This window comes from Alkalibacter rhizosphaerae (genome assembly GCF_017352215.1).
Lineage (GTDB): Bacteria > Bacillota > Clostridia > Eubacteriales > Alkalibacteraceae > Alkalibacter > Alkalibacter rhizosphaerae.
In genome coordinates this window covers 1,862,801-1,879,941 of the sequence record NZ_CP071444.1, presented here as the reverse complement: position 1 = coordinate 1,879,941, position 17,141 = coordinate 1,862,801, and the positions used below count along the sequence as shown (strand labels likewise).

The 17,141-nt window shown below is 48.0% G+C and carries 14 protein-coding genes and 1 riboswitch; of the genes, 2 read left to right on the top strand and 12 right to left on the bottom strand.

The window, feature by feature from the left end; all coding sequences use genetic code 11:
- Window positions 1-16: 16 nt before the first annotated feature.
- From J0B03_RS09365 to J0B03_RS09320, 10 genes are all read right to left on the bottom strand, one after another.
- Window positions 17-604 carry an ECF transporter S component gene (locus tag J0B03_RS09365; protein ID WP_207299349.1) on the bottom strand — a complete coding sequence of 196 codons (588 nt, stop codon included), beginning with the start codon at window positions 602-604 and terminating at the stop codon, window positions 17-19.
- An 84-nt stretch (window positions 605-688) separates the two neighbouring features.
- Window positions 689-802: riboswitch (FMN riboswitch) on the bottom strand.
- 43 nt (window positions 803-845) lie between these two features.
- Window positions 846-3,005 (bottom strand): Tex family protein, encoded by a 2,160-nt coding sequence (locus J0B03_RS09360; protein WP_207299348.1) that lies wholly within the window; start codon window positions 3,003-3,005, stop codon window positions 846-848.
- 13 nt (window positions 3,006-3,018) lie between these two features.
- A complete protein-coding gene (locus tag J0B03_RS09355; protein ID WP_207299347.1) occupies window positions 3,019-3,732 on the bottom strand; it encodes a gamma-glutamyl-gamma-aminobutyrate hydrolase family protein in 714 nt (237 codons plus the stop codon).
- Window positions 3,722-4,847, bottom strand: a protein-coding gene (gene prfB, locus J0B03_RS09350) for a peptide chain release factor 2 (protein ID WP_207299346.1) whose coding sequence is annotated in 2 segments (ribosomal slippage) — window positions 3,722-4,771 and window positions 4,773-4,847 — 1,125 coding nt in all. Because the reading frame shifts where the segments join, the coding sequence is not laid out codon by codon here. Before prfB ends, J0B03_RS09355 begins: the two co-directional genes overlap by 11 nt.
- 33 nt (window positions 4,848-4,880) lie before the next feature.
- Window positions 4,881-7,394: a preprotein translocase subunit SecA gene (gene secA, locus J0B03_RS09345; protein ID WP_207299345.1), complete on the bottom strand. Its 2,514-nt coding sequence runs from the start codon at window positions 7,392-7,394 to the stop codon at window positions 4,881-4,883.
- A gap of 89 nt (window positions 7,395-7,483) precedes the next feature.
- Window positions 7,484-9,223 carry a DUF5317 domain-containing protein gene (locus tag J0B03_RS09340; protein ID WP_207299344.1) on the bottom strand — a complete coding sequence of 580 codons (1,740 nt, stop codon included), beginning with the start codon at window positions 9,221-9,223 and terminating at the stop codon, window positions 7,484-7,486.
- Window positions 9,220-10,482 (bottom strand): HD-GYP domain-containing protein, encoded by a 1,263-nt coding sequence (locus J0B03_RS09335; protein WP_207299343.1) that lies wholly within the window; start codon window positions 10,480-10,482, stop codon window positions 9,220-9,222. The genes J0B03_RS09340 and J0B03_RS09335 overlap by 4 nt, the downstream gene beginning before the upstream one ends.
- Window positions 10,483-10,741: 259 nt before the next feature.
- Window positions 10,742-11,368: a hypothetical protein gene (locus J0B03_RS09330; RefSeq protein ID WP_207299342.1), complete on the bottom strand. Its 627-nt coding sequence runs from the start codon at window positions 11,366-11,368 to the stop codon at window positions 10,742-10,744.
- Window positions 11,369-11,538: 170 nt separating this feature from the next.
- Entirely contained in the window at window positions 11,539-12,069 is a 531-nt protein-coding gene (gene hpf / locus J0B03_RS09325) for a ribosome hibernation-promoting factor, HPF/YfiA family (protein WP_207299341.1), read from the bottom strand.
- A 380-nt stretch (window positions 12,070-12,449) separates the two neighbouring features.
- Entirely contained in the window at window positions 12,450-12,920 is a 471-nt protein-coding gene (locus tag J0B03_RS09320) for a methylated-DNA--[protein]-cysteine S-methyltransferase (protein ID WP_207299340.1), read from the bottom strand.
- Window positions 12,921-13,086: 166 nt separating this feature from the next.
- Here J0B03_RS09320 and fba point away from each other — a divergent pair, with 166 nt between their 5' ends.
- Both fba and J0B03_RS09310 read left to right on the top strand, forming a co-directional pair.
- Complete coding sequence (gene fba / locus J0B03_RS09315; RefSeq protein ID WP_207299339.1) at window positions 13,087-14,016, top strand: class II fructose-1,6-bisphosphate aldolase; 930 nt, start codon at window positions 13,087-13,089, stop codon at window positions 14,014-14,016.
- A gap of 61 nt (window positions 14,017-14,077) precedes the next feature.
- Complete coding sequence (locus J0B03_RS09310; protein ID WP_207299338.1) at window positions 14,078-14,653, top strand: histidine phosphatase family protein; 576 nt, start codon at window positions 14,078-14,080, stop codon at window positions 14,651-14,653.
- Here J0B03_RS09310 and mnmL read toward each other — a convergent pair.
- A complete protein-coding gene (gene mnmL, locus J0B03_RS09305; protein ID WP_207299337.1) occupies window positions 14,646-15,599 on the bottom strand; it encodes a tRNA modification radical SAM protein MnmL/YtqA in 954 nt (317 codons plus the stop codon). The genes J0B03_RS09310 and mnmL overlap by 8 nt on opposite strands.
- Entirely contained in the window at window positions 15,599-16,978 is a 1,380-nt protein-coding gene (locus tag J0B03_RS09300) for a SpoIIE family protein phosphatase (protein WP_207299336.1), read from the bottom strand. Before J0B03_RS09300 ends, mnmL begins: the two co-directional genes overlap by 1 nt.
- Between the last annotated feature and the right edge of the window lie 163 nt (window positions 16,979-17,141).

Here is a 17,141-nt window from a genome sequence, read left to right as displayed (position 1 = left end):
AACGTTTCCTTGTGCATCAACGATGCAAAACCGGCGACACTTTCTTGTAGACCAACGCTGTTACCAGGGACACGATGGTGACTTTGAATATGTTGAAAGGTGTCACGCCCAGTAGGATCAGCATTTCCACATTGGAGATGGCCGGATTGATGGCGGCTCCCATGCCGATGATGGCTTCGATGGGCATGATCTTTGCGTACAGGGGAATGATGACGAAGTAGTTGGACAGGGCTGCGACCACGATCATGGCCAGACCTCCCACTACCATACCCTTGATGGCGTTCTTTTTTGTTTTTGATTTTTTGTAAATGAGACCGACGGGGATCATCCAGGCCGCGCTGATGATGAAATTCGACAGTTCACCAACTCCTCCGGTAAAGGATCCCCGGATCAAATATACCAGCACGTTCTTCAAAAAAACGATGACGACGCCTGCCAGAGGCCCCAGGGAAAAAGTACCCAAAAGCGCCGGAACTTCGCTGAAGTCAAACTGCAGAAATGCGGGAAACAGCATGGCGATGGGGAATTGCAGGTACATGAGCACAAATGCGATGGCGGTGAGCACACCGACTCTGGATAAAAATTTTGCTTTGTTGTTTTTCATTGCTTCCTCCTTGTGTCAAGGCATTGCGTTTGTCCTGGGGGAACAAAAAACAGCTCTCAAAAAGGAGAGCTGCTGCTAACGTTGGTTCATCCTCTCCCATCCAGACTTTACTGTCGGTTCTGGAATTGCACCAGATCAGCCTTTCGGCTCGCGGACTGTACCGCCGGTCGGGAATTTCACCCTGCCCTGAAGATCGTTATTTTATTTTCAATGAGAAGTATACCATGCATTTATGAAATAATCAACCCTGTTTTTTCATGGTCAGAGAAATCCGGTTTCGCTTCAAGTCCACATCCAACACGCGAACAGACACGATATCTCCAACGGAAACCACGTCCATGGGGTTTTTTACGTATTTGTCGCTGAGTTGGGAGATATGGACCAGACCATCCTGATGGACGCCGATATCCACGAATACGCCAAAATCAATGACATTTCGAACCGTCCCGCTAAGGACCATTCCCGGTTCCAGATGGGTGATGTCCATGACTTCCGATTTGAAGACCGGTTTTTGAAACTGGTCCCTGGGATCCCGTCCCGGCTTTTGAAGTTCCTTGACGATATCCGTCAACGTCAATACTCCGATCTCCAATTCTTTTGCCTTTTGGGGGACGTCCACCTTCTCCAAAGCCTCCACTGTCGCCTGATGGTTTTTCTCCAGGTCTTTCCTGGACAGACCCATGGAAGCCAAAAGGGCGGTTGCACTTTCGTAGCTTTCCGGATGGAGGGCCGTATTGTCAAAGGGATCGTCCCCTCCGGAGATCCGAAGAAAGCCTGCACATTGTTCGAAGGCTTTTGCACCGATCTTGGGAACCTTCATCAACTGCTTCCGATTGGTGAAGGGACCGTTCTCCCGACGATATTGCACGATGTTTCCCGCGGTGGTCTTGTTGAGTCCTGATATGCGGGCAAGCAAGTATGCGGAGGCCGTATTGAGATCCACCCCGACGGCGTTCACCGCATCTTCAATGACCCCGTCCAGGGCCTTGGCCAGCTCCTTCTGGTCCACATCATGCTGATACTGGCCTACACCGATGTGCTTGGGATCGATCTTGACCAGTTCCGCCAACGGATCCTGCAATCTGCGACCAATGGATACCGCGCCCCGTATGGAAACGTTGAGCTGTGGAAATTCTTCGTTTCCAATGACGGAAGCGGAATACACGGAAGCGCCCGCTTCATTGACTACGATATACTCGGTTTTCAGACCGTATTCCCGGATCATCTCCGCCACGATCACTTCCGATTCCCGACTCGCCGTTCCATTTCCGATGGCGATGATGTCCATCTTGTATTTTTCGATGAGGGAAACCAGCCGTTCTTTTGCTTCTTTTACCTTGTTTTGGGGTTGGGTGGGATAGATGGTGTCGTAAGCCAGCAACTCCCCAAAAGAATCCATCAATGCGATCTTGCAGCCGGTTCGAAAGGCCGGGTCGAAACCCATGACCCTTTTCCCCTTGACGGGAGGCTGCATCAGATACTTGTTCAAGTTGACGGCAAATACCTTGATGGCCGATTTGTCCGCCACTTCCGTCAAGGCATTTCGAACTTCCCGTTCCATGGAAGGAAAGATCAATCGCTTGAGTGCGTCATTGATGGCGTCCATGGCATATCCACACAAAGCTCTATCTTTGGGACCGGTCCTTTTGGCAATGTCTGAGGCCAGCATCTCTTCTGGCACCTCGATCTTGACCTGGAGGAACTTTTTCTTTTCTCCCCGATTGATGGCCAGTACTCGATGATTGGCGATCTTGGAGACAGATTCCGCAAACTCGAAGTACATGCGGAAAGATTCCGCCTCTTCCTCTTTTGTCTTGGTTTTGGAAACCTGGATCACCCCTTTGGAAAAATAGGCTTCCCGGATCCGCTTCCGATGTCCTGCGTCGTCGCTGAGGTCTTCCGCAAGTATGTCCATGGCGCCCTGGATGGCATCGGCTGCTGTTTCCACGCCCAATTCCAAGTTCACAAAGTTTTCCGCCTGTTTCTCCACGACTCCGTTGTTCTCTGCCACCACCAAAAACGCTGCCAAAGGTTCCAACCCCTTCTCCCTGGCTACGGAAGCCCTGGTTTTCCGCTTTTGGCGGTATGGCAGGTAGAGATCCTCCACTTCCTGGAGGACCATGGCATTGGTTATTTTTTTGCTCAGGTCTTCTGTCAGTTTTCCCTGCTCGTCAATGAGGCGCAATACCTCTTCTTTTCTCTTCTCCAGGTTTCGCAGATACCCTAAGCGGTCATGAAGATCCCGAAGGGTCACATCGTCCAGATTGCCCGTTGCTTCTTTTCGGTATCTTGCAATAAATGGAATGGTATTGCCTTGATCGATCAGGTCGACGGTGGTTTCCACCTGGCTTTCCTTGATGTTGAATTCTTTTGCCAACCGGCTCGTGATGCTGATTTTCATAAGTCTCTCCTTGCTATATTCTTTCAATGAAATATCGGAACAGTTTTTGGCTTTCCTCGTCCTGCAGGATCTCCGGATGCCACTGGACCCCGAAAACATGTCTCCTCTTTGTATGATACACTCCTTCGATCAACCGGTCCTTGGACCAGGCAATGGGTTCCAGGTCATCTGCAAGGTCCTTGATGGCTTGATGGTGAAAGGAATTGACAAAGGCCTTTTCCCCATAGATATTGTTCAAAAAAGACTCGTCTTGAACGTATACGGAGTGGATGCCGCTGCCGTCTCCGGCCTTTTGCATGTGTTGGATGTGCTCTTCCACCTCTTCGTCCAGATGCTGGTATAGGGTACCGCCCATGACCACGTTGAGCAACTGCATTCCCCGGCAGATCCCGAACACAGGCATGTCCAACTCCAAAGCCCGTTCCAGAAGGGCCGCTTCAAACTCATCCCGGACCACATCCACATAGTTCAGATTCCGTTTGGGCTCCTCCCCGTAGAGTTTCGGGTGGATGTCCACCCCGCCGGTAAGCAAAAGGCCATCCAGCCGGGACAAGATAGGCGTGATGTCTTCCTTGTTCATGGGTCGGGCCGGAAGGAGAAAGGGGATGCCCCCGGCTTGGCCGATCTTCGTCGTGTAGGTTTGGCGAAGAAAATTGGCATCCCCTGTTTTAAAAACACCTTGAAAGCAGGTGACCATTCCGATAATGGGTTTCACATCACTTGCCAACGGCTTCTCCTCCCTTCGAGAGGCTTTTCAAATACTCGTTGATGAAAAGGTCGATGTCTCCATCCATGACGCTTTGGATGTTTCCCACCTCCGCATTGGTCCGATGGTCCTTGACCATGTTGTATGGATGGAAGACATAAGATCGGATCTGGTTTCCCCAGGCGATCTGCCCGTATTCCCCTTGGATGTCATCGATCTTTTCCTTATTCTCCAACAATCTTAATTCCAACAGCTTGCCATACAGCATTTTCATGGCCATATCCTTGTTTTTGTGCTGGCTCCGTTCGTTTTGGCACTGGACCACCACTCCCGTTGGAATGTGGGTGATCCGTATGGCGGAGTCCGTGGTATTGACATGCTGTCCTCCCGCTCCACTGGAGCGATAGGTGTCGATGCGCAGATCGTCGGCGTTGATGTCGATCTCCACATCGTCGTCGATCTCCGGGGCTATATCCACGGAAGCAAAGGAGGTATGCCGTCTTCCCGAGGAATCGAAGGGGGAGATCCGAACAAGGCGATGGACCCCTTTTTCACTCTTCAGATATCCATAGGCATTGGCCCCTTCAATGGCCAAGGTGGCACTTTTGATGCCGGCTTCGTCTCCAGGTTGAAGATCCAGGATCTTCACTTTGTAATTGTTCTTCTCCGCCCAACGGGTATACATCCGCAGAAGCATGGACGCCCAATCCTGAGACTCTGTACCGCCGGCTCCGGGATGGAGACTCAATACGGCACTGTTTCCGTCGTATTCTCCACTGAGCATGACTTCCAGGTTATAGGAATCCAGGTCCTTGTTCATTTCACGGACCGTTTGGATCAGCTCTCTGGCCAACTCCTCGTCCGTTTCTTCTTCCAGCATTTCCGTCAACGCCTGGGCATTTTCCAGCCGCTCCAAAAATTCCTGGTGTCGCTGGATCTTGTTTTTCATCCCATTGAGTTTTTTCAACACGCTTTGGGCCTTTTCCTGGTCGTTCCAAAAGTCTTCCTTGTTTATTTCCTTGTTGTACTTTTCCGCTTGTTCTTCCAGATTGGCCAAGTCAAAGGGAATCCCCGATTTCTTTCAGTCCCTCTTCTATTGTTTTCAACTGCTTGACGTATTCCTGCAATTCCAACATGTTTATCACCTCTATCAAATATTTGTTGCTGCCTTATTCATTTTTCCCGCAGCATTTCTTGTATTTTTTCCCGCTCCCGCAAGGACAGGGATCGTTTCTCCCCGGTTTGTCTTTCTTCACCACCGGTTCCTTTTTCACGGAAGTATCTTCCTTGTTGGTCACCGTGTTTTCCAGCACGTTGGTGGGTTGGACCACCGGTTCTTTTCGTACTTCCAGATTGTACAGGTATTTGACCGTATCTTCACGAATGGCGTGATTCATTTCTTCAAACATGTCAAAGCCTTCGTTGGTGTAGGCCACTACAGGATCCACCTGGCCATAGGCACGAAGTCCGATCCCCTGACGCAACTGGTCCATGTCGTCGATGTGATCCATCCAGCGCCGGTCCACGACTCGAAGCAAGACGACCCGTTCCAGATCCCGGAAACGCTCCTTGCCCACTTCCTCCTCTTTTTCCTGAAGTAGCTTCAAAGCTTCTTGGTAAAGGAGCTGGGCCAGGCTCTCCCGGTCCACCTGCATTTCTTCCGGTGTTGGCTGGAACTTGTCGGAGAACAAGAGCTTGGCGTGTTCTGTCAGCCCGGTCAGGTCCCATTCCTCCGGATGTTCGCTGAATCCGGTGTAGAGGGTCAGGGATTCCTGGATCAATCCCTCCACCATCTTGAGGATCTGGTCGTGGATGTCTTCCCCTTCCAACACGGTCCTGCGTTGTGCGTAGATGATCTCCCGCTGCTTGTTCATGACGTTGTCATACTGCAAGACGTGTTTTCGGATATCGAAGTTTCGTCCTTCCACTTTCTTCTGGGCGTTTTCGATACCTTTGCTGAGCATCTTGTTTTCGATGGGCATGTCGTCCGGCAATCCGAGATTGTCCACCAGTCCGATGATCCGGTCTGAACCAAACAGACGCATCAGTTCGTCTTCCAGGGAAATGAAAAACTGGGACGATCCTTCATCGCCCTGACGACCGGACCGGCCTCGAAGCTGGTTGTCGATCCGTCTGGACTCGTGACGCTCCGTTCCCAAAATATGAAGACCACCCAGAGCTTTTACTCCTTCTCCCAATACGATGTCCGTTCCACGACCGGCCATGTTGGTGGAAATGGTGACCGTGTCTTTCTGACCGGCCATGGAGATGATCTCCGCTTCTTTTTCATGGTATTTAGCATTGAGTACCTGATGGGGCACTCCCGCTTTTTTCAGCATTTTGCTGAGCATTTCAGATTTTTCAATGGAGATGGTCCCCACCAGAACCGGTTGGCCCGTTTCATAGCGTCGCCGGATCTCTTCCACAATGGCGTTGAATTTCCCCATTTCCGTTTTGTATACGGCATCCACAAGATCTTCCCGGATCATGGGCATGTTGGTGGGGATGCAAAGCACATCCATATTGTAGATGGATTTGAATTCCTCTTCCTCGGTTTTTGCCGTACCGGTCATACCGGACAGTTTCTCATACATTCGGAAGTAGTTTTGGAAGGTGATGGTGGCGAGGGTCTTGGACTCCCGCTCCACCTTGACATTTTCCTTGGCTTCAATAGCTTGGTGCAACCCGTTGCTGTAGCGTCGTCCGGGCATAAGCCTGCCGGTGAATTCATCGACGATGATGACCTGGCCGTTGTTGACCACATAATCCTTGTCCCGCTTCATCAGGAAGTTGGCGCGGAGTGCCTGATTGATATGGTGGGAAATTTCCATGTTTTCCATGTCCGCCAGATTTTCGATGCCGAAGGTTTTTTCCGCTTTGGGGATGCCGCCTTCGTCGGTGAGGACCACGGAATTGGCTTTTTCATCGATGGTAAAATCCTCTTCCGCCTTCAAGCGACGGACAAAGTGATTGACCAGGGTATAAAGCTGGGTACTTTTATCTCCGCTGCCGGAAATGATCAACGGCGTTCTCGCCTCGTCGATGAGGATGCTGTCCACTTCATCGATGATGGCGTAATGCAAGGGTCGTTGCACCCGCTGCTCCATGCGAATGACCATGTTGTCCCTCAAATAATCAAATCCGTATTCGTTGTTGGTTCCGTAAGTGATGTCTGCGTTGTAGGCTTCCTGCTTTTGCTGGAAATCCAGACCATGAACTACCAATCCGACATTCAATCCGAGAAAGCTGTAGACCCTTCCCATGTTCTCACTGTCCCTGGTAGCCAGGTAGTCATTGACAGTGACCACGTGGACACCTTTTCCACTCAAGGCATTCAAATAGGCAGGCAAAGTAGCCACAAGGGTTTTCCCCTCACCAGTCTTCATCTCTGCGATCCGGCCCTGATGAAGGACGATGCCCCCCAACAGTTGGACGGGAAAGTGCTTCAGTCCGATGGACCGCCAGGCGGCCTCTCGAACAACGGCAAAAGCTTCCAATAGCAGATCGTCTTCCGTTTCTCCGTTTGCCAGTCGGTTTTTGAACTCCACGGTTTTTCCCCGGAGCTGTTCATCGGTGAGCTTTTCCATTTCCGGTTCCAGCCCTTCGATTTTTTCCACGGTTTTCATCATTTTTTTTATTTCTTTATCGTCTAGATCTCCAAATATCTTTTTGAGCAACGACATGGTTTCACCTCGATCAATGGGTATTTTATTGCAACGTATATTATAACATAACCAACATCATTCTTTTCTTAAGAAAAAGACCTGCATGATCACAAGTCTTTTTTCCAAAAGGTTATGGTTTTCTCCCCCACTTTTACCTGTACCAGGCTGTATCCTTTTTCTTTTCGTTCTTTCATCTTCTTCATGAGATTGATCCGGTCTTCATCATGCAACTTCTGCAGAATGTTTCCAGAAGGAGCCAGTTCCTCTTCCTCCTCCGGCGAAGACCAACCGTTGACTGGTTCTTCCACCGGCCCTGGATCGGATCTTTCGTCCAAGGTTTCATCCGGCAATTCTTCCAAATCGGTTTTCTCCGGTTCCACAACCGGCTCTATAGGTGGTTCCTCTATTGATTCTTCCGCCATTTCCGTAAAGGTTGGTATGTGCTCCTGGGTTTTCTCTCTGGGCTTGCTGACGGCTTCCCAGGCCACCGGTCCGTTGGTTGCCTCTGCTTGAACCGGTCCATGTGCCTTTTTGTAGTGTGTGTTCTCCACGATCCGTCCATCGACGATGACAAAAGGATGGGTGGTATCGATGGGCAGATCACTGCTTGTCGTTTCCTGGGGCTTCGGTTCTTCTTGATGATCTTCAACTGGAGGTGCCTCTTCTTTTGGTTCTGCTGGTTTTTCCCTCCAATCGTACCCGTCAGACTCCAGATCAATGACCATCCGTTCGTGAAGAGGCTTGGTGTAATATTTTCGATATTGGCGTAGATCCTCTTCTGAATAGTTTTCGCCTTTGACGATCTGGTCTTCCAGTTGGGAAGAACCGATCAATGAAGCATTTGCAAAATCTTGGGTATAGAGCTTCCAATCCGGTTCCGAGACTTCTTCCTTTTTCCCTTCAATTTCAGGTTTTGATTCAAGGGAGAGATCGGGGACACTTGCCGGCTCCACTACTTCTTCCGGCGTCGATGGTAGAATATTCGATTCTATTTCCTCGACTTCGACCTTGGTCGTGCTATCCTGGTCTTCCTGTTTGTGCATCATCTCCAAAGGAATAGCAATAGTTTCATCTTCATCCATGGATGGTGCAGAAGGTTTTTCATCGAAATATTCCTCTGCTTCACTTCGAAAGATCCGGCGGGTCTCTTCTTCTCTTCGTTTTCTCAATTCACGCAGCCGCACTACTTCCTCTTCGTTCACTTCGTCATCAAAGAGTGCTGCGGCAGCCTTGTCCGTCATGAGTTCTTCTTCCAGCAGTACATCCAAGTTTTCCGCCACTTCTTGATCGGAACCATCTCTGACCATGGCGCTTTGAATAACACCCATGACCCCCCCGTAAATGAAAAAATCACCAATGCTGTAGATATTGTTGAAAAAAGATGCCACCGATGGAAATGGGATCGGTATGATGTCGGCCAAATACCACAAGAGCATGCCTTCTGTCAATGGCTGGTGGGTACCGGCCCTTCTGGCAAAAAGAAGTTCCAATCCTTCTCCCAGTCCAATGGCCTCCGCCGCATCCACGGACACTGGCATTCGGCCTCCATTGAGGAAGATGACCAGGAAATTCATGATCATGCCCAATGTCATCACCACAAACCACTTGTTGTCAAAATTGCTCATCAACGCTGCAAAAAGCAGGATATAGCTGACAAAATGGATCAGGATGTCGAAGTCCTGAATAACGGCAATATCGTAAACATATGCCAAATAGATGGACCCCTGCAATAAAAATGCAAGGATGAGTAGTGGCACCAATTTGATGGTGATGTTGGATAGGTTTCGCAATTTTCCTTTTCGGATGTACCCGATGATGATGGCGATCAGCATCAGTATAGCAATCATTTGATCAACCTGCCTTCACGATGAAGTTTGATGAACGCATCCACCAGCAGTGGATCCAGCCGCGTACCGGCTTCTTTGCGTAATATATCGATGGCCTCTTCTTCCGACAATGCTTTTCGATAAGGCCGATCGGTGGTGACGGCGTCATAGATGTCGACCACCGTGATGATCTTTGCTTCTATGGGTATTTCAAAGGATTTCAATCCTTTGGGATAGCCACTGCCATCCAGATATTCATGATGGGCGCCGATGATCTCCGTTGCTTTCTTCAAGAAACCCACATTACCCAGAATATTCATTCCCTTTACCGGATGTTGCTTGATCATTTCAAATTCCTCTTCCGTCAACTTCCCCGGCTTGTTTAAGATCGTATCGTATATGCCTATTTTTCCGATGTCATGGAAAATGGCTGCATATTGAAGTTGTTGCATGTCAATGTTGAGGCCTAGTTCCTTGGCCAGCAATGCGCTGTATTTTTCCACTCGCTCCGAGTGGCCTTTCGTATAAGGGTCCTTTTCTTCCAGTGCGGAAGATAGTGCTTTGATGGTATTCAAGTATGCTTCCCGCATGTCGAAAACCAACTGGAAGGAATAGCGGATCAAAAGATAGGGAAAAAATAAAACGATGATGGACTCAATGCCGAAATTCAAATAGGCCAATGCAATGATGATGCTGATGGCGCTGACTCCCAATACATTGGGGATCAAGCCACTAAAATTTTCTTTCCAAACCTCTTTTGCATCGTGATCCGTTAATTTTATGATGAAATTTCCTGTGATAAATATATTCGTAACAATAAAAACCATTGCCGATAGCAGCATGAGCAACATGGAATTGTAAACACTTTGGATCCCAATGCCCCGATTGATCAAAGTATAAAAATACGAACTTAGTCCGGCACTGATCACATAGTTTGACGTGTTGGCAATCGTCTTAAAAGCTTCAATGCTTAAAAGATGCTTATATTCCCCATTCATTTTGTAAACTGCCAACAAATTCCCAATGGCTGCACAAATGATGGCGCTGGATGGTCCAAATATGATACCAACCGGGAGGATCAATCCGAAACCCAGTGTTACGCCCCCTCGATTGGGAGTGAATATAACCAATGACTCCGCAATTACCGTAAAAATAATAAACCCGAAAAAATCAAATTGCCATCGTATGGGGTATTTCATGAATAAAAATACGGACAGTGCCAATGCAATAAAAACCACTGCTGTCAAAAAAATCTTTGTTTGCTTATTTAAGGGCGCCATTTGCACAAATCCCTTCTAAAGATTGCATGCTGGATATAATAACAAGGTCGGCATGTAATGCTTAAACTAGTTTAAAGCCTGCGCCTGCAGCCATGACTAAAGAAAGTAATACCATCATCACTTTGATTACTTTAGCTTTCATGTGAATGCCCCCTTATTATCGTTTGAAATAATAGGGACTGTTCTCGCTAGTAAACAATCTTCACCGCTTCGCTTAAAGTACCAAATGTTTTTTTCATGCCGACCTTATTAAACTGTTTTACACGATTTGGATGGTTCTATTGATCGCATCCAATACGGATTTTGTTATTGCGCTGTGGAGATCACTATCGACAATGCATTTGCCGATCAATAATTTTTCCGAGTTGTTCTGGATCAGAGAAATGCCGGAAACCACCACTTCTTTGGAAGCCATGGGCACGGTCTTGATCTCTTCCACAACAAATTTCAAGGTTTTCTCTAAAAACGATTCCACTGCCTCCAAAGTGGCTTGGGCCACAGTTCGATGACACTGATTGGATGTCTTCACTCCATAAGCGATCCCTTCATACAGGGCTCCGTTGAATTCCAATACGACTTTGGCTTTCGCCTCCATGGCCGACGTGGCGTATTCCACTGATTGTATGGTCAGTCTGGGGATGGTTAGTGCGTCCTCATCGTATACTTGAGCTACACTGATGACTTTGTGATCCACAGGCATGTCCAAGCCCGCCATCAAAACAGATTGTACATCTCTTGTGATTTGTTTGGCCGCTCGAGTGCTGTTGGCCAAAATGTGGATCTCAATGATCTGTTCATTGGAATCCATGACGACTCTGGAATTGATCACACTTTGAATGCGATTGATGTACTCCTCGATCTCTCTAGTTCTTCTCTCTGTTTCCAACAAAGCAACCTCCTCATAACACAAGATGACGGAACCTATTAACGTTAATAATTATAACACAACTGGAAGGCAAACTGAAAAGGTATTTCGAATACAGGAGGAAGAATCAAAAAAACGCCTCTTTCTTTCAAGAAAGAGGCGCAACTTCCAATCCTATTCTATGTCTTGTGTTAAATGGTAGGTTCGATCAATCCGTAATTTCCGTCTTTTCGCTTGTAGACCACGTTGACTTCGTCGCTTTCACTGTTTAAAAATACGAAGAAATTGTGTCCCAACAGATCCATCTGCAGGGATGCTTCATCCGGAGACATGGGCTTGATCGGAAAACGCTTGGTTTTGACCACTGTAGGTTCTTCGGAGGCCGGTTCATTGGCAACACTGGAAAAATCCAAACGAATGGATGTGTGATCCTTCATTTTTTTCTCCAACTTTGTTTTGTGCTTTCGCAATTGACCTTCCAACTTGTCTACAGCAGAATCGATGGATGCGTACATGTCGTCTGACGATTCTTCTGCTCGAAGTATGGTTCCGTTGATCGGTATGGTCACTTCCAGGATGTGCTTGCCCTTTTGCGTGCTCATGGTTGCAGTAGCGTCCACTTCCGGGTTGAAGTATTTGTCCAGCCTGGACAACTTCTTCTCCAACATACTCTTCATTCCCGCTGTTACGTCGATATTCTTTCCATAAACGATGATACGCATAAACAACAACTCCTTTGACTTTATGTTTGTCTTGACTCTGATTGGTTTATACTTTTATACCCTATCCCTAAAGAGACGAAACATATCCTTTTCTTTTCATTATTAGAAATGCACAGAGGATGTATCCCGCATAACGAGATACATCCTTTGTCCTTCAGCTGACCTGGTCTTTGCCCCCACACTCGCCGTCTGGAAGTTTCGCTCGGGATCGCCTCACTACTTGCTCCTCTCAACTGTTGTTGGACGGTCTTACATCTAGGCCGCACCATGATCAGCATGCATTTTGCATGCCTTACGTGGATCGTTTCGCCTGCGACTGGCATCGATTTTCAACCACAGACCTGAAGGTGCTTTCATTATAGAGCCTTCCGCATGATTCGTCAAGAATGATCCTTATGGGCTTTTTCATGATCCAACAACCATTTTTTGATGGAGACTCCTCCTCCGTACCCGATCAAACGGCCATCTGCTCCAATGACCCGGTGACAGGGTATGATGATGGGTATGGGATTTTTGTTGTTGGCTCCTCCCACCGCCCGCATCCCTTTAGGGGATCCGACGGCTATGGCAATGTCTTTGTAGGATTGGGTCTGGCCATAGGGAATGGCCAGCAATCGATCATATACCCGTCGTTGAAAGGGCGTGGAATCCGGCACCAGGGGAATGTCAAACTCCCGGCGTTTTCCCGAGAAATACTCATCCAGCTGGATCATGCACTGCACAAGGAGATCCGTAGTCTTTGCTTCCATTTTCTCTTGTGGTTCTTTCCCAAAGACGATGCGGCAGATCCCTTCCTCGCCGGCAACGATCCAAAGCTTTCCGATGGGGGATTCCATGGACGTTTTATACATTTTTTCATTCCTCCCTTGTCCTTTGAGTATATCTTCCCCGGCTCATTTCTGCAATCGTTGTCACCTTCTTCCTTGCAAAAATGATAGATATTTGAAAATGAATAAGGTATACTAAAATCATAAGAACTTCATACAAATACAATAAACATAGAGGAGGTCATTATCGATGGCATTGGTCAATTCGATCGAGATGTTCAAAAAAGCATATGAAGGCGGATACGCTGTAGGTGCTTTCAATGTGAACAACATGGAAATCATTCAAGGAATCGTTTCTGCCGCCCAGGCGGAAAATGCACCCCTGATCCTTCAAGTATCTGCAGGTGCCAGGAAGTATGCAAATCCCATTTATTTGAAAAAGTTGGTGGAAGCCGCTATCGAAGAAACAGGATTGGATATCGTGTTGCACTTGGACCACGGTGAAGATTTTGAAATCTGCAAAGCCTGTATCGACGATGGTTTTTCATCCGTCATGATCGACGGATCCAAATATCCACTGGAAGAAAACATTGCTTTGACAAAACGGGTGGTGGATTACGCCAAACAATTCGGTGTCACGGTGGAAGGCGAACTGGGAAAACTGGCGGGAGTGGAAGATGCCGTTAAAGTGTCTTCCAAGGATGCTACCTACACAGACCCGGACGAAGCCGTTGAATTTGTGGAGCGGACCGGCGTCGATTCCCTGGCCATAGCCATCGGAACCAGCCACGGAGCATACAAATTCAAGGGAGAGCCATCTCTAGACTTTGCTCGTCTGGAAGTCATCACCAGCAAACTGCCCGGATTCCCGTTGGTGCTCCACGGAGCCAGCAGCGTACCGGAAGAGTTTGTGGCTTTATGCAACAAATACGGCGGGGAGATCCCAGGAGCTCGGGGAGTCCCGGAAGAAATGCTTCGACAAGCAGCCAAATCCGGTGTTTGCAAGATCAACATCGACACAGACCTTCGTCTGGCCATGACAGCATCCATCCGACAAACCTTTGTAGAACATCCTTCGGAATTCGATCCCAGAAAGTACCTGGGACCAGGCCGGGATGCCATTCAAAAGATGGTGCAGCATAAAATCAAGAACGTGTTGGGAGCCAGCGGAAAGCGATAAACGCGGCAAACGCAAAGAAGGCATGGGATCCCATGCCTTCTTTTTTAATAGGAGGATGAAAATGAATATCTACGTATTGCGTCATGGCACCACACAATGGAATCTGGACCATAAGATCCAGGGTGCCACTGACATCCCCCTCCACCCCGCCGGCAGGGAGGAAGCCCGACAAATACGCCGCAAAGTCCAGGATCTGACCTTCGAAATCATTCTCACCAGTCCTATGGCACGAGCACTGGAAACGGCACAGATCATCCGTCAAAACGACCAAATACCACTGGTGGTGGAAAGCCGGCTCCAGGAAGTATCCTTCGGAGACTGGGAAGGATCCACCTGGGAGGAGGTACAGCAACGCTATTCTTTCTTGATGGAAAATATTCCGTCCAACGGCTATATCGACCCGCCAAATGGCGAATCATTTGAAGAGGCGGCGAAAAGGATCTGTCCCTTGGTGAACTCTTTGCTCAAGGAAAGAAAAGACTGTCTTCTGATCACCCACAAGGCGGTGATCCGTTTTCTGGTTTATTGCATCACAAAAAAAACACCGGCAAAAACCGGTGGTCTGGACATACCCAATCTCTCCATCCTTCATTTGTGCATACCCGATGACGGACCGGTCACCTGGCGTTTCATCTGAAGGGTTGGAGCCCTTTGCCTCCCAGGTAGTCGAAATAGATGCCCTGATGGAGGTTTTCTTTTTTCATTTTTTCTTCGATCTGGTCTCGAATGACCCACCAGCTCCGGTTCCAGTTGACAAACAGGGTCCCCTCTTTTGGAGCTCTCCCTATAAGTCGATGAATGGATACTTCCGGCGACAACCAGCACAAAAACGCCACTACCCGGTCCACGTACTCTTCCAAGGAGATCATGGGCCAATCCCCCCGGGTGTATTCCATTGCCATTTTCGTATTCTCCTCGATGTAAAGAGCATGAAGTTTGACCCCGTCCACCTGCAAAGCAGACAGGACTTTGGCTCCTTCCACCACATCTTCCATGTCGTCCCACGGCAAATTAAGGATCATGTGGGCACAAACATCGAATCCGTAGGGCCGGATCATGGCCAAAGCGTCGATAAATTCCGCCAGGCTATGACCCCGGTCGATTTTTTTCAATGTTTTGTAATTGACGCTTTGCAAACCTAGCTCCAAATATATGTCCCAGCCTTGGGCTCGGGATACATGCTTCAAAACTTCCAGACGATCCCGGTCGATGCAATCGGGCCGGGTGGACACGGCGATACCTACCACGGAAGGATCCGTTATTGCCATCATGTTTTCCCGGAACCGTTCCAGATCCATGTAGGTATTGGTAAAGTCCTGAAAATAGGGTATGAATTTTTTCGCCTTGTACTTTTTTTGAATGTAGCTGGCATTCTGTTGAAACTGTTCCTTTATTGGGATGGTATTGGACAAGGTTTCATGTCCGGCTCCTGATTCTCCACAAAAGCTGCAACCTCCCACGCCCAGGATCCCGTCCCGGTTGGGACAATTTCTGCTGATGCTGATGGGGATCTTGTATACTTTTTCCCCGTATTTCTCCATCATGGCATCTGCGAAAGAATGGTACAAAGATCCGTTTTCCATCACAGCTGAACTCCGATCAGGCAAATGTCGTCTTCCTGGGACATGAAGCTGCGAAATTCCGTTGCTTTGCGAATGATCTCCTTGCCGATGTCATCCACGGATTCCAGTTTGGGATCTTTGATGATGTCCAACATTTTGTTGATGTTGAAAAAATCTCCTTTGATGTTTCGAACTTCCGGAATTCCATCGGTGTACAAAAACAGCTGGTCTCCCGGTTCATACAAGATGGAATTGGAAACAAAACCCTGTTCCGGCATGTATTTGTTTAATCCCACCAAAGGGAGGTTGGCTTTTAAAAATTGTATCACGTTTTGCTTTTTTCGATACAAAATCGGTGAAGGATGTCCTGCATTGCTGTAGGTGATGGATCGATGATCCATGTCTACTGTCAGATAGATCATGCTGAAATATGTGTTTGGGAGCACATCCCCCATATCTCTTTCCACATACTTCATGACTCTGGAAGGATCCTCCAATATCCCTTCTGTCAGAGAACAATGACGCAGGATCAACTTCACCATCGTGGTGATCATGGCTGCATCGATGCCGTGCCCCGCCATGTCCGCAATGGCGATGCCCACCTTGTCTTTGTTCAATGAAAAAATATCATAAAAATCTCCACCCACTTTTCGGAACGGCTTCAAATAGGCGTAAAAATCCAAACGGTCCGACTTGAATTTGGAGACATCCGGGATGATGCTCTTCTGTATGTTTTGTGCAAATTCCAACTGTTTGTTGAAAATATCGTTTTTGTATTGGAGCTCCTTGTTGAGTTCGATGGCCATGGATGCCTTGGATGCCAGCGTGGCGATCATGTCCATGGTATTGATTTGGCGACCGTCGTTTTGCAGGGTCCCTTTCGGAAAAAGATCGGCTTCGAACCGACAGATCTGATCTCCCAACCCCCAGCACTTCGTTTCCGTGACCACGACGTCCATGTCCAACATTTTGCTCAACCCACCGGCAATGAACCCGCTTTCAAAGGAACACAGGGCTTCCCCGATATCCGGCAGACCGGAACACACGGCACATTCGTCTTCCTCGAAGATAATGTGGTTTCCGTTGGTTTCCACCACCCGGGTTTTCCCAAGCATCAGTTGGTTGAGGTAATCCGTCAAATCATTGATCTCCAGAATGTCGAAAGAGGACATGGCGATGTTCTTTCCGGCTTCATATAAAATGGCGGCGGAAAGTTTCCCACCGTAGGTTTCCCGCAATGCCATCCTCATGATCCGCATGTAAAGCAGGTCGATGCTGCCTCCAAGTTCTTCCCGAATCGGGCAACTGATATCCTCCAAAGAAAGTTGCATCTGATTTTCCATTTCTTGCAGCTGATGACTGATCACATTTTTAAAATCCCGTAAAAAAGATTCGCTCAAGATCCAACCCTCCTTTCGGCCTTAGCATCATTATAGTATAATCTCCCTACATTTTCCATGTTAATTTCCTTCGATTTTTTTATAAATACCCGGTATGTATACAATATATTTACCAACTTTGTTTGAATTCCTCCTCTTTTCGCTATATAATAAAAGAAAAGCG